Raw genomic sequence first — 13,322 nt, 5'->3', positions numbered from 1 at the left:
TACCATGCGCTTGTTTTGCTAATTTTCCGGTTTCGATAGAAATTTCTCTACCATCACCAAGGTCTATGACCTCTCTAAATACTTTTGGAATCATAAATTTTTTAATTCTTGAATTTTACTGGGATTTCGGCTACGCTCAATCATCAGAAATTCTGTTAAACAATGGTCGTTGTGTTGTTGTGTGTAGTTGTTGTGTGACCAATGAAAAACCGTTAGTCCCGAACTCGATTCGGAATCTAGCTTCTTCAATTTGTTGTCATTGCGAATCCAAACATTTTTGTTTGGATGTGGCAATCTGTTTCTTTAAGAAGAGATTACCACGTCGCTACGCTTCTCGTAATGACGTTGTAGCTGTATTGTTATATATCAAAAAACCACGCTGTTAGGCGTGGTTTTTTTATTGAGATTATTTTCTTAATCCTAATTCTTTTACTATCGCACGATATCTTAAGACATCCTTCTTAGTTAAGTAATCTAGTAATGAGCGACGCTTTCCTACTAGTTTTACTAATGAACGCTCTGTGTTAAAATCTTTACGATTGTTTTTTAAGTGTTCAGTTAAGTAGTTAATTCTGTAAGTAAATAATGCAATTTGCCCTTCTGCAGAACCCGTGTCTTTTGCATCTTTGCCATGTTTCTTAAAAATGGCTTCTTTTTCTTTTTGATCTAAATACATTCTAATATTATTGTAAATGATTGTTATGTACAATGAAAGATTTTCTTTCAAGCGGCAAATATACCACTTTTTTACAATTTGTATATTTTTTCGCAACTTTTAATCTGTAATACCACTTCTGTTTTTATGCTCTTAAAGGTTGATTTGTAATTAAGTCGATATACAAATTTATATTTTTCTTTAAGTCCTTTCTATGTGTTATAAAATCTAAGAAACCATGCTCTAACAAAAACTCAGAGGTTTGAAACCCTTCTGGTAACTCTTTGCCTGTGGTATCTCTTACAATTCTTGGACCAGCAAAGCCAATTAGTGCTCCAGGCTCTGCAATGTTTATATCACCTAGCATGGCAAAAGAAGCGGTTGTACCACCAGTTGTTGGATCTGTACATAATGAAATGTAAGGAATACCAGCATCTGCTAATTGTGCTAGTTTAACAGAAGTTTTAGCCAATTGCATTAGGGACAATGCGGCTTCCATCATACGAGCTCCACCAGATTTACTAATAATCATTAAAGGGGTATTATTTTTTAGCGCATAATCTGCTGCTCTAGCAATTTTTTCTCCAACAACGCTACCCATAGAACCACCAATAAAACTAAAATCCATGCAGGCTATTACTAAGTCCTTACCATTAGATTTTCCAACGGCAGTTTTTACTGCATCTTTTAGATTTGTTTTAGCTTGTGCGGCTTTTAAACGGTCTGGATATTTTTTGGTGTCTTCAAACTTTAGTGGGTCTTTAGACGATAGATTGGCATCTAACTCTTTAAATTTATTATCATCAAATAGTATTTCGAAATACTCTTTACTTCCAATTCTTACGTGGTAACCGTCTTCTGGACTCACATAAAAATTTTGCTCTAGTTCTTTAGTGTCAATTATTTTACCTGTTGGAGATTTATACCAAAGGCCTTTGGGCGTGTCTTTCTTTTCCTCAGTTGAGGTCTGAATTCCTTTATCTTTTCTTTTAAACCAAGCCATCTGTATTAGGTTTAGGGTCCTTTGGCTACACACTTAGACAGGCTCGGTGTGACACTTAGGATAGGTTTTAGATTACGATTTTTAGATGATTATACAATCTTTAATCGTTGTTTTAGTTAGTTGTTTTTTTGCTAATGCAAAGTCCACAAAATTACTACTTATTTAATTAAACCCAAAAATTGAAAGCCTTATCTCAAAAAATGATTTTATAAGCATAAAATAACCCATTAAAACTCAGATTTTGAGTTCTAATGGGTTATTTAAGTTTTAATAGATATTTTATAATGTATCTACATTATTTAAATCTTCGAATGCTTTTTTAAGTCTTGCAACAAATGCATCTTCACCTTTACGTAACCAAACTCGTGGATCGTAATATTTTTTGTTAGGGACATCATCACCATCAGGATTACCAATCTGAGTTTGTAAGTAGTCCTTTTTATCTTGTACATAATCTCTAACACCACTTAAGAATGCATATTGCATATCTGTATCGATGTTCATTTTAATAACACCATAGCTAATACCTTCTCTTATTTCTTTGACTGTAGAACCAGATCCACCATGGAATACAAAATCGATATGATTATGACCAACACCATATTTTTTTGAAATATGATCTTGCGAATTCTTTAAGATTTTTGGAGTCAATTTTACATTTCCAGGTTTGTAAACACCATGTACATTACCAAAAGCAGCAGCAATAGTAAACTGATCACTTACTTTACTTAATTCTTCGTAAGCATAAGCAACTTCTTCTGGTTGTGTGTATAACTTAGAATCATCAACATCTGTATTGTCAACACCATCTTCTTCACCACCTGTAATACCAAGTTCAATTTCTAAAGTCATACCCATTTTACTCATACGAGTTAGGTATTGCTTACATATTTCTATATTCTCTTCGATTGGTTCTTCAGATAAATCAATCATGTGAGAGCTATATAAAGGTTTGCCAGTTTCTTTAAAGTGTTGTTCACTAGCATCTAATAAACCATCAATCCAAGGCAATAATTTTTTAGCACAATGGTCTGTGTGCAAAATTACAGGTACGCCATAAGCTTCTGCCATTTGGTGTACATGTTTTGCACCAGCTATAGAACCTGCAATAGCTGCTTTTTGATTTTCATTACTTAAACCTTTACCTGCATTAAATTGTCCTCCACCATTTGAAAATTGTATAATCACTGGTGCATTTAATGCTTTTGCAGTTTCTAAAACACCATTTATAGTATTAGATCCAATAACATTTACAGCTGGTAAGGCAAACCCTTTTTCTTTAGCTAATTTGAAAATATTTTGAACTTCTCTTCCTGTAGCAACTCCAGGTTTAATATTATGATTCATAATTTTATAATTGAAAATTAGATTTCAAAAATACAATTTTTACATAATAAAAGGTCTGATTTTTATCATAAGATTGAATATAAAACACCGAAAACGTTATAGTTTGGCTAGAAAAATTTTTTATTAAAAAGGATAGTTAATACCTATATTATAAACGGCATTTCTAAAGTTATAATCTGTAAACCAACGGTTGCCTAAATCTTGCGAAGGGTCATAAGTTTTAAATCCAATATCAAAACGTAATACAAAAAAATCGAAGTCGTAACGTATGCCAAACCCAGAGCCAATAGCAATATCCTTTAAAGAACTAAAATTAGTAAAAGTTGCATCATCATCTTCTACATTATCGAGGACATTCCATATGTTACCTGCATCTACAAATAATGCGCCATACCACTTTCCGAGGAGATTAAAGCGTTGTTCTGCGCTTAAATGAATTTTAAAATTAGCTTCGTTAAATTCGTTAGTGGTTTTAGAACTACCAGGACCAAGGTTGTAGGCTGTCCATGCTCTATTATCGTTAGGTCCGCCAGCGAAGAAACTTTTGGCAAAAGGAATACTATTAGAATTACCATAAGGAATTGCAATACCTGCATACGTTCTAATTGCAAATACATTTTTTCTACCTAGATCAAAATACTTCACATAATCGATTTCTGTTTTAAAATATTGAGAAAAGGTTACTCCAAAAACATCATAGTTTCCATCTTCGTTTTTTGGAGATCCGATTACACTAGAGAGATTAGATAATAAATTACCAGCGAACTCAACACGCCATTTAAAAACAGAAAAGTCATTATCAAATATACTTTGACGTTTATCTTTTTTATAGTCGAAACTTGTAGAAAAAATAAGATTATTTTCCGTTAATCGTTCTTTTCGTTCTTCAATATTATTAACGCTTACAAAATCGTCGTCACTAGATGTTATATTTCCCGATAATACATCATTAATGAATTGGTTAGCTTCATTAGGAAATCCTAAGGTAGCGTCGCTATCTATATAATCTAGATCTCTAGCTATAGTATTTAATCTTCCAAAAGAATTGGTATAGACACCAAAGTAATTACTAGTGTTAAGGTTCTTTACAAACTGAACATTAAAAAGCTCTAAATTATTAGTTACAGTTTTAGAAGGGAACCAATTATAACTTAACCCACCAGATAAGGTTTGTTTGTCTAATCCGATATTTTGCTGACTGGTAGCAGAGAAATTAAAAGCAGAACTTGGAGCCATATATTTCGGAATAATCTTATCGGTATTAAAAGGTGTAAATAAACGTGGGATTGTGAGTCTAATGTTTCCTCCAAATTCATTAATATCAAAAAAGGCAGTTTCAGAATCCGTTCTATTTTTAGAAGAACCAAATGCAGCAATACCTGTTATTTCTAACGTTTCGGCACCTCTAAAAATATTTTTAATTTTTAAGCCAGTACTAAACGAAATTCCTATAGTTTGTATATTACTTTGGGATAGATCTAAATTATATCCCATTTCATATTTCTTTTTTGGTTCTAAGTATATGTTAGCTGTGAGTGTAGTGTCTTCTTCATTTTCAACATAATCTATACTTGGGTATCTAAACATTTGCAAGTCGTTGAGATAACGGGAGGTTCTGCTTCTGGCTAAATCACTATAGTTATCACCTTTATTAATAAAGACAGCATCAGTTAGCGCTTTAGGTCTAAATCTTAATTTTTCTTTACTGTAAAGGTTATAATCTTTATAAATTGTGGTATCTGAAATTGATTTGAATCGATTGTTAAAATCATCGTCAGTAAAAATATTAACCGCTTTGATTTTGTAAATTTTGAAAGGTTCAGTTATGGTAGAATCTTCTTCTCTAATTGTACGATTAGAAATTTTTAAATCTGTATTAATTTTATTATTGGTGCCAATAGTATCAGTTTCAAAATGAATATAATCTTGCCCAAAATAGTAGAAACCAGAATTTCTTAAGTAGGTATTTATGCGCTCACGTTCGTTTTCAAAATTTTGTTCATCGTATTGTTCTCCTTTTATTAGAAGTGAAGATTTACTAAATGTATCGTAAAGATTATCTATTGCAGGACTACTAATAAACGGTGTAATAGAATCTAATAAATAAGGTTTTTTCTTAGTGACTTTATAAGTGACTTGCGCACGCTTATTACTGTCTTTTTCAATCTCGTAATTTACCTCATTATTAAACCAACCTTTACTGAAGTAGTATTTTCGAAGATTGTTAGCAGTCTTAATAGTTTTTTCTTCATTGAGAATACTTGGAGCTTCGCCTGTGCGTTTTAACCAACTATTAAAATTGCGTCGAGATTCTAGCTGCTTATCAAACTGTTTTTTAGATAGTAAAGCTGTTTTTCGTTTTACTTTTAAAGTATCGCTTAAGATGTTTGCTTCTATTATAGAATCTATATTAGGTCTTGCAAGGTTATAAACATAAAGTCGTAATGGGAAACTAAATAAGTCTCGCACACCAGAATTGGTCTTTTGTATAACAATGTTATTAACACGTTCTTCATTGTTTTTCTTACCGTCTTCTACTATTGTGTTTTTGGTTATAATGTGTTCCCCTTCTTTAACACGCTTTACAATATTGCACGAACTCAACGATAAAACAAACACACCCAATACCACCTTAGAACAAAGTGATTTGCGACTTTTAATTAAAGATGAAATGCGAAATTGCAAACTCAAAAGTTGTATCGTTTTTTTATAATGACTAAGCAATACAAATATTAGTCCAAAAAAGATTTACTTTGTATTGCTAATAACAAATGTAAAGACATTTTAATGAACTTATCTTGACTTTTTTTATTAAAGCGAAAAATGATGCTTTTGTTCTCAGATGAATCCTTTTTTGCACTTCATAGTAGCATTACTAAGTAATAAAAAGGTGACATATGAGGGCAAAATGATTATTTTGCAGCAAATCAAAAAGGTTAAAATGAGTTCTGTGTTATCAAAGAATCAAATAAAGTTAATTAAAAGTTTAAGTCAAAAAAAATACAGACAACAACTTAACTTATTCATAGTTGAAGGTGTGAAAGGGATTATTGAATTTCTAAATTCTGATTTTGAACTTGAAACCTTATATACAACAAAACCAATTTTTAATGCTCCTGCCGATTGTATTCTTGGAATTTCTGAAGCTGACTTGCAAAAGATTTCAACCTTAAAAAATCCTAATACAGCTCTGGCAATATTTAAGATTCCTGAGAAAAAAAAACCTATAAATAAGGGTTTAATTATTGCCTTAGATGCTATTAGAGATCCGGGTAATTTAGGCACTATAATTAGGCTTTGTGATTGGTATGGTGTTAAAGATTTGGTTTGCAGTATAAATACTGTTGATTGTTATAATGCTAAGGTAGTACAGGCAACCATGGGCTCTTTAACACGGGTTAATGTTAGCTATTTAGATTTAGATGATTATTTAAAATCCAATGAAACTGAAGTGTTTGGAACTTTTATGAAAGGTGAAAATATCTATACTACAGATTTACCTAATGAAGGTGTTGTTGTTTTAGGAAATGAAGCTAATGGTATTTCTGAAGCCATTACATCTAAAGTGAAACGACAGATCACTATTCCTCAATTTGGCAACACTAAATCTACGGAAAGTTTAAATGTGGCTAATGCAACTGCAATAGTTTTAAGTGAATTTAGGCGACGCATTATTGAAATGTAAAGTTGATAAAGATTCCTCTTGTTTGCATTTTGGCAACATTACCTGTCCATGGACTATTTGGGTCTGTATCCTTAATAATTTCATCATTCATTGCAAAAATTCCACGTATTGAAGGTGTAAATTTAAAGTAGAGCAGGTATAAATCGATTCCAAATCCAATTTCGTAGAAATAAGTATTCTTGGTCATTCTAAACTGACCAGATCTATTATCATCAGGATTATCTTGATTACTCGATAGATTTAAAGCAACCGAAACACCGCCTATGATAAAAGGCTTTATGTTGTTAATACGTTTAGTTGATGCTTTTAATAATAAAGGCAAGTGGATGTATGTAGATTTTACTTCTCTAAGCAAATCAGAGTCGTTAAATTCCATACCATTAAAGTAGCTTTCGTCATAGCGTAAGTTCCTAGTGGTAAAGAATACTCCTGGCTCCAATCTCAGATTCAAGTAATCATTAATTCGCATATCACCAATAAGACCTAAATGAAATCCAAAAGAATTATCAACTAAAATATCTTTTAAGTCTTCGTTGTAATTGAATTTGAAATCGTATTGATTAAAGCCTAAAAAATAACCCCAAGACAAAAGTTTTTGGTCTATATTATCTGGGTTATTTGCAATTTTCTCTTTTGTAAACAGCTGTGCAGATACACTTTGAAATGCCAATAAAAATGCTATAATAATTAAGATTTGCTTCATATTATGCTTTAGATGCTGTGTAAATTGTAGCTACACCCATGGTTTGTGGTTTGTCTTCGACATTAATAAACCCAATTTTTCTTAAAATATTGTTTAATGCTTCACCATAAGGGAAAACAGAAGCGGATTCACTTAAATATTTATAAGCAACTCTATCTTTTGAAAATAATTTCCCTATGGTTGGGAGAATGAGTTTAGAGTAAAATTTGTAGCCTATTTTGTATATAGGATTCGTTGGTACTGAAGTCTCTAAAATAGCAAAAATGCCATTAGGTTTTAAAACTCTTAAAATTTCAGAAAGGCCCTTTTCTAAATTTTCAAAATTACGTACACCAAATGCAACAGTTATGGCATCAAAGGTATTATCTTTAAAGGGTAAATCTTCAGAATCACCAATAACCATTGAGATAATATCATCTAATTTTTTAGAACTTATTTTCTTACGGCCAACTTCTAGCATGCCACCACTAATGTCTAGTCCAATAATTTCCTTGGCATTGGTAGATGTTAGGCTAATGGCTAAATCACCTGTTCCTGTGGCAATGTCTAAGATGTTTTTAGGGTTTTCATTGGCAACCAGTTTTACGACCTTATTTCTCCACTTTACATCAATACCAAAAGAGATGACTCTGTTTAATCCATCATACTCTTTAGATATGGTGTCAAACATTTTTGTAACCTGAACCTTTTTGGATAAGTAACTATCTTTATATGGATTTACTTTTTTAGACATCAAAAAATTTCTGCAAATATATGGATAAGTTCTAAGGACTTAAAGTTGTAAGTATTTAAAGTTAGATTGAAAAAGTCCTTAATCAGCAGTTACACTTATAACTTCTTAGTATATTTGCATGTTTATTTCAACTAGGAACAATGAAAATAATTATTGCAGGTGCTGGAGAGGTAGGATTTCATTTAGCAAAATTACTATCCTACGAGTCACAAGAGATAACTCTTATTGATACAAAAAAGGAAAATTTAGTTTATGCTGGTACGCATCTAGATATAAAAACAATTAAAGGTGATGCAACTTCTATTGCTACTTTAAAAGAGGCAAGGATTGGGAGCGCAAATCTATTTATTGCAGTAACGTCTTCCGAAACGACCAATATTACAGCTGGTGTTTTAGCAAAGCAACTAGGTGCAAAACGAACTATTGCACGTATATCTAATACAGAATTTATAGACCATAAGGAAACCGTAGGGTTTTCAAAATTTGGTATTGACGAATTAATTTCTCCGGAGTCTTTAGCGGCTTCAGAGATAGAACTACTATTAAATCAGTATGGGTTTAATGACACTTATGAATTTGAAGATGGTGCATTGACCATGTTAGGCTTGCGCTTGTCTAGAACGGCAACATTTGTTGATAAAACCGTAAAAGAAGCTGCTGAGCTGTATTCTGAATTACACTTTATACCCATTGCTATTCAGCGTTATGGTACGCAATATACTATTATTCCGAGAGGAGATACTATTTTTAAAGAAGGCGATAAAGTCGTTTTTATGACTTCGAAGGGAGGTGATGATGAATTATTTGAATTATCAGGAAAAGTAAAGGTTGATATTAAGAACATAATGATTCTTGGTGGTAGTCAAATAGGCTATAAAACCGCAAAAGATCTATGTGCAAGTAAGTTTAATGTAAAACTTGTTGAAAGTAATAAATCCGTAGCTGAAGATTTAGCTGAAAATTTACCTAATGCATTAGTAATTTGTGGTGATGGTAGAAATGTAGAAATATTAGAAGAAGAAAATATTTCGGATATGGATGCTTTTATTTCGGTAACAGGTAATTCTGAAACTAATATAATGTCATGCCTACTAGCCAAGTCTAAAGGTGTAAAGAAAACCATAGCCTTAGTAGAAAACATGGATTATTACCAATTATCTCAGTCTATTGGAATAGATACGTTAATTAATAAGAAATTACTTGCTGCAAATAATATATTTAGATATATCAGAAAAGGGGAGGTTGTAGCCATGACTAAGCTAACAAATATGAATGCTGAACTTTTAGAATTTGTAGTGAAGCCAAATTCTAAAATCACCAATAAATTAATTAAGGATTTAAATTTCCCGAGATCAGCAATTTTTGGAGGTGTTATTAGAGATGGAAACGGTTTAATTCCATTGGGAAGCTTTAAGATAGAGTCTGGTGATCGCGTTGTTGTTTGTTGTTTACCACGTTCTATATCTGAGGTAGAAACTTTTTTCTCATAATTAAGATCAATTAGTGCCTAAAATGACCACAATATAACGCTCTTTCCTCCTTCTTGTTTCAGCAAAAAAAAGGAAACTGTAACTGAGGTTATGCTTAGTTTTTTTTCATCATATAAAGAGAATAAATCATCATTTTCTTTAAAGCAATTTTAAATTAGAATTGATATTATGTCTCGTATAAAGCTTAATTATAAAATCATCTTCCATTTTTTGGGATTACTGTTATTGTTTAATGGTGGTTTTATGATGATAGCAACTTTAATAAGCCTCATTTATAAAGATGGTGTTACATTCAATTTATTTCTTGCAGGTTTAGTAACCCTACTTATTGGAACCTTTGCTATGATTGGCACAAAAAATCATCGTAAAGAAATGAATAAACGTGAAGGTTATATTGTTGTAGCCTTTGGTTGGATTGTGATGTCCTTAACAGGAACTTTACCTTACTTAGTCACGGAAGTTATTCCATCATTTACAGATGCTTTTTTCGAAACTATGTCTGGCTATACCACTACTGGAGCTAGTATTTTAAATGATATTGAGGTGGTGCCCAAAGGAGTATTGTTTTGGAGAAGCATAACCCATTGGATAGGTGGTATGGGAATCATCGTCTTAGCCATAGCTATTTTACCGTTGCTTGGAATAGGAGGTATGCAATTATTTGCGGCAGAAGCTCCAGGTCCTGGAGGCGATAAGTTACATCCTAGAATTACAGATACAGCTAAGCGTTTATGGCTTATTTATGTTGGCTATACGGCTGCCGAAACGATTCTTTTAAAAGTTGCAGGTATGTCCTTTTTTGACGCCATTAACCATGCCTTAAGCACCTTATCTACTGGAGGGTTTTCTACTAAAAATGCAAGTGTTGCACATTGGAACGATAATCCTGCCATACAGTATATCATTATGTTTTTTATGTTTTTAGCTGGGACTAATTTTGTGCTGAGTTATTACTTATTTAAAGGCAAGGTTTCTAAAATTATAAAAGACGAAGAGTTTAAACTCTACTTTAAGTTTATTGCTATTTTTACTGTTATAGCTGCCTTGTTAATTTATTTTAGAGCAGACGTTTCACAGTCTTCTATTGACCATCCAATGGTTTTAGGAGAGTTTGAAAGTGCAGTAAGGCACGGAATGTTTCAAATACTGTCAGTTATAACTACAACTGGGTTCATAACCGCAGATTATACTTTATGGACACCCTTTTTAACTGTTTTCTTTTTTGGCTTAATGTTTTTAGGAGGTTCTGCAGGTAGTACTTCTGGTGGAGTAAAAGTAGTACGTCAGTTGATTTTAATAAAAAATGGCTTTATAGAATTTAAGCGTGCGCTGCATCCCAATGCTATTTTACCTGTTAGATATAACGGAAAACCGGTTTCTGGTGATATTGTATTTAATATTTTAGGATTCTTTATTCTTTATATGTTATCGTTTATTGTTGGTGCTTTAGTTTTTTCTATGATGCAGATAGATTTTTTATCTGCAATTGGTCTATCAGCTTCTAGTTTAGGAAATGTAGGACCTGCTTTTGGTGATTTTGGGCCTGTAAATAATTATGCAGCTTTACCTCCTTTAGGAAAATGGTGGGCTTCGTTTTTAATGCTTATTGGACGTTTAGAGTTATTCACAGTACTTATATTATTGACACCTTTCTTTTGGAGGAATAGATAAAATAATCACCTTTTTTAAAGATTTTTTAAAATTTAGCTAGCCTATAATTTCACTAATAGTTCCGTGTTTTTTAATGGTTGTATTTTGTTATGTATTGAAACACAAGGTGTAACATTTATAGCAATTGCACGTCTTACTTGTATAACCAACCAAAAACAGAAATCATGGAATTAGCAGTAAACACAACTTTAGAATCTGTGCCAGAACCCACTGAGGGATTTCATTTTACAACACAAGGCTTATTAAATTCTAATTACAAATCTGTTGTGAAGCATAATTTTAGCGCGTCAACTACAAAATCAGTATTCGGAATTAGACAACGCATAAAATCTTCTCAATTAAACGCGGCAAATTATACCGTTGTAATCTTAAAACTATCGGTTTTTGCTATAGCCTTAGTAACTTTATTTTAAGAAGTCATCTAAACTTTTTATTTTTAGATTTTTCACTGTCTTTTACAATTACAATAGCCATTTTACGATGTGCTGATGCTATTTACTATATCCTTTTTTTTAATTAAAATTTAGAACTTATGGCAATTCAAGCAATGATTACTATACTGAAAAACAATGATAGAATGATGCACAAACGGACTAAGTTTAAAAAGACGTTTGGTGGCTATGGAAAAAACAGAAAAACAGAATACGATTTACCGAAAGCAACACCAAAGCAATTAAGAGATATTAGGCAGAAATTTAAAGAAGAAAATCAATTACTTTTATTAAAAGTTATTGGATTTTCAACCATAATAATTTTAGGTTTGGTTTGGTTGCTCTTTATATCGTAATAATAAACCTGACAGGTTTATTATTAAAAAAGGTGGTTAATACATTAACCTACGATAATGCTAGTTTAATACGCTTAACAGCTTCTTTAATATTGTCTTGAGATGCTGCATAAGAAATTCTAATACAATCAGGGTTTCCAAATGCTTCACCAGTTACAGTAGCAACTAACGCTTCTTCTAATAAGAATAAAGACATATCTGTAGCGTTATTAATTGTTTTACCCTTTATGGTTTTTCCAAAATAAGCAGACACATTTGGGAATACATAGAATGCTCCTTCTGGCTCATTAGTTTTAAAACCATCTATTTCACGTAATAAATCTAAAATAAGTTTGCGTCGTACTTTAAATTCATCGACCATATATTGTACACTAGATGCTGGTGCTTTTAATGCAGTAATTACGGCACGTTGTGCGATACAATTAGCACCACTAGTAATTTGACCTTGCATTTTGTTACAGGCTCTGGCAATCCAATCTGGTGCACCAATATAACCGATTCTCCAACCTGTCATTGCAAAGGCTTTTGAAACTCCGTTTACAGTGATAGTTCTATCGTACAGATCATCAAACTGTGCCATACTATAATGATCACCAATAAAGTTGATGTGTTCGTATATTTCATCAGAAACCACGTAGATGTTAGGATATTTCTTCAACACGTCTGCCAATGCTTTCAATTCGACTTTGCTGTAAACAGATCCACTTGGATTACAAGGAGAACTGTACCAAATCATTTTTGTTTTTGGAGTTATAGCAGCTTCGAGCTGTTTAGCGGTCATTTTAAAATCATTCTCAATAGACGTTTCTACTTCTACTGGCACTCCGTCATTAAGCTTTACAATATCACTGTAACTTACCCAATAAGGACAAGGTAAAATAACTTCGTCTCCTTCATTGAGCATTACAGCTGCAATATTAAATAATGCCTGCTTTGCACCTGTAGAAACTACAATTTGTGGTAAGGTGTAACTAAGATTATTATCACGCTTAAATTTAGTGATAATAGCTTCTTTCAACTCTACATAACCATCAACTGGTGTGTAGCTATTGTAATTTTGATTTACAGCTTCAATCGCTGCGTTTTTAATAAAATCTGGAGTATTAAAATCGGGCTCTCCCAAACTTAATCCTATAATATCTTTTCCCTCTGCTCTTAATTCTCTAGCTTTTGCCGCCATAGCAAGGGTGGCTGATGTCGATAGATTGTTAATTCTATCCGAAAGTTGGTTCATGGATTATATAATAA

At 32.3% G+C, this 13,322-nt stretch carries 12 protein-coding genes; 5 read left to right on the top strand and 7 right to left on the bottom strand.

The genetic code is table 11. From position 1 onward, the window contains the following. Nucleotides 1–406 precede the first annotated feature (406 nt). The 4 genes from rpsO to AAC053_RS06905 form a co-directional block, all read right to left on the bottom strand. Nucleotides 407–676: a 30S ribosomal protein S15 gene (rpsO, locus tag AAC053_RS06920; RefSeq protein ID WP_339754537.1), complete on the bottom strand. Its 270-nt coding sequence runs from the start codon at nt 674–676 to the stop codon at nt 407–409. A 124-nt stretch (nt 677–800) separates the two neighbouring features. Beyond that, entirely contained in the window at nt 801–1,658 is an 858-nt protein-coding gene (gene accD / locus AAC053_RS06915) for an acetyl-CoA carboxylase, carboxyltransferase subunit beta (protein WP_339754534.1), read from the bottom strand. A 279-nt stretch (nt 1,659–1,937) separates the two neighbouring features. Then, nucleotides 1,938–3,005 (bottom strand): class II fructose-bisphosphate aldolase, encoded by a 1,068-nt coding sequence (fbaA, locus tag AAC053_RS06910; protein ID WP_339754532.1) that lies wholly within the window; start codon nt 3,003–3,005, stop codon nt 1,938–1,940. A gap of 123 nt (nt 3,006–3,128) precedes the next feature. After that, nucleotides 3,129–5,696, bottom strand: a complete 2,568-nt coding sequence (locus AAC053_RS06905) for a BamA/TamA family outer membrane protein (RefSeq protein WP_339754530.1) — start codon at nt 5,694–5,696, stop codon at nt 3,129–3,131. A gap of 259 nt (nt 5,697–5,955) precedes the next feature. Here AAC053_RS06905 and AAC053_RS06900 point away from each other — a divergent pair, with 259 nt between their 5' ends. Beyond that, nucleotides 5,956–6,690, top strand: coding sequence for an RNA methyltransferase (locus tag AAC053_RS06900; protein ID WP_339754540.1), 735 nt, complete (start codon nt 5,956–5,958; stop codon nt 6,688–6,690). Here the strand turns inward: AAC053_RS06900 and AAC053_RS06895 are convergent. Both AAC053_RS06895 and ubiE read right to left on the bottom strand, forming a co-directional pair. Then, nucleotides 6,677–7,393, bottom strand: a complete 717-nt coding sequence (locus AAC053_RS06895; protein ID WP_339754528.1) for a porin family protein — start codon at nt 7,391–7,393, stop codon at nt 6,677–6,679. The genes AAC053_RS06900 and AAC053_RS06895 overlap by 14 nt on opposite strands. A gap of 1 nt (nt 7,394) precedes the next feature. Further along, complete coding sequence (gene ubiE, locus AAC053_RS06890; protein WP_339754526.1) at nt 7,395–8,126, bottom strand: bifunctional demethylmenaquinone methyltransferase/2-methoxy-6-polyprenyl-1,4-benzoquinol methylase UbiE; 732 nt, start codon at nt 8,124–8,126, stop codon at nt 7,395–7,397. Between the two features lie 140 nt (nt 8,127–8,266). Here ubiE and trkA point away from each other — a divergent pair, with 140 nt between their 5' ends. The 4 genes from trkA (at nt 8,267) to AAC053_RS06870 (ending at nt 12,074) form a co-directional block, all read left to right on the top strand. Further along, nucleotides 8,267–9,616: a Trk system potassium transporter TrkA gene (gene trkA, locus AAC053_RS06885; protein ID WP_339754524.1), complete on the top strand. Its 1,350-nt coding sequence runs from the start codon at nt 8,267–8,269 to the stop codon at nt 9,614–9,616. A gap of 168 nt (nt 9,617–9,784) precedes the next feature. Further along, the gene (locus tag AAC053_RS06880; protein WP_339754521.1) at nt 9,785–11,287 is read left to right on the top strand and encodes a potassium transporter TrkG; all 1,503 of its coding nucleotides are present in this window, start codon (nt 9,785–9,787) and stop codon (nt 11,285–11,287) included. Between the two features lie 164 nt (nt 11,288–11,451). After that, nucleotides 11,452–11,700, top strand: coding sequence for a hypothetical protein (locus tag AAC053_RS06875; RefSeq protein ID WP_339754520.1), 249 nt, complete (start codon nt 11,452–11,454; stop codon nt 11,698–11,700). Nucleotides 11,701–11,819: 119 nt separating this feature from the next. Beyond that, nucleotides 11,820–12,074 carry a hypothetical protein gene (locus tag AAC053_RS06870; protein ID WP_339754519.1) on the top strand — a complete coding sequence of 85 codons (255 nt, stop codon included), beginning with the start codon at nt 11,820–11,822 and terminating at the stop codon, nt 12,072–12,074. A 49-nt stretch (nt 12,075–12,123) separates the two neighbouring features. Here AAC053_RS06870 and AAC053_RS06865 read toward each other — a convergent pair whose 3' ends face one another. Then, on the bottom strand, nt 12,124–13,308 hold the full coding sequence (locus tag AAC053_RS06865) for a pyridoxal phosphate-dependent aminotransferase (protein ID WP_339754516.1): 1,185 nt from the start codon (nt 13,306–13,308) through the stop codon (nt 12,124–12,126). Nucleotides 13,309–13,322: the final 14 nt, after the last annotated feature.

Source organism: uncultured Winogradskyella sp. (assembly GCF_963975125.1).
Taxonomy (GTDB): Bacteria; Bacteroidota; Bacteroidia; order Flavobacteriales; family Flavobacteriaceae; genus Winogradskyella.
Note: the sequence above shows the minus strand (reverse complement) of the source record. Positions and strands in the feature narration are given on the sequence as shown.

Excerpts from the sequence above, each read along its gene's own strand:
- rpsO (WP_339754537.1), bottom strand. The coding sequence starts at position 676 with ATGTATTTAGATCAAAAAGAAAAAGAAGCCATTTTTAAGAAACATGGC.
- accD (WP_339754534.1), bottom strand. The coding sequence starts at position 1,658 with ATGGCTTGGTTTAAAAGAAAAGATAAAGGAATTCAGACCTCAACTGAG.
- fbaA (WP_339754532.1), bottom strand. The coding sequence starts at position 3,005 with ATGAATCATAATATTAAACCTGGAGTTGCTACAGGAAGAGAAGTTCAA.
- AAC053_RS06895 (WP_339754528.1), bottom strand. The coding sequence starts at position 7,393 with ATGAAGCAAATCTTAATTATTATAGCATTTTTATTGGCATTTCAAAGT.
- ubiE (WP_339754526.1), bottom strand. The coding sequence starts at position 8,126 with ATGTCTAAAAAAGTAAATCCATATAAAGATAGTTACTTATCCAAAAAG.
- trkA (WP_339754524.1), top strand. The coding sequence starts at position 8,267 with ATGAAAATAATTATTGCAGGTGCTGGAGAGGTAGGATTTCATTTAGCA.
- AAC053_RS06880 (WP_339754521.1), top strand. The coding sequence starts at position 9,785 with ATGTCTCGTATAAAGCTTAATTATAAAATCATCTTCCATTTTTTGGGA.
- AAC053_RS06875 (WP_339754520.1), top strand. The coding sequence starts at position 11,452 with ATGGAATTAGCAGTAAACACAACTTTAGAATCTGTGCCAGAACCCACT.
- AAC053_RS06870 (WP_339754519.1), top strand. The coding sequence starts at position 11,820 with ATGGCAATTCAAGCAATGATTACTATACTGAAAAACAATGATAGAATG.
- AAC053_RS06865 (WP_339754516.1), bottom strand. The coding sequence starts at position 13,308 with ATGAACCAACTTTCGGATAGAATTAACAATCTATCGACATCAGCCACC.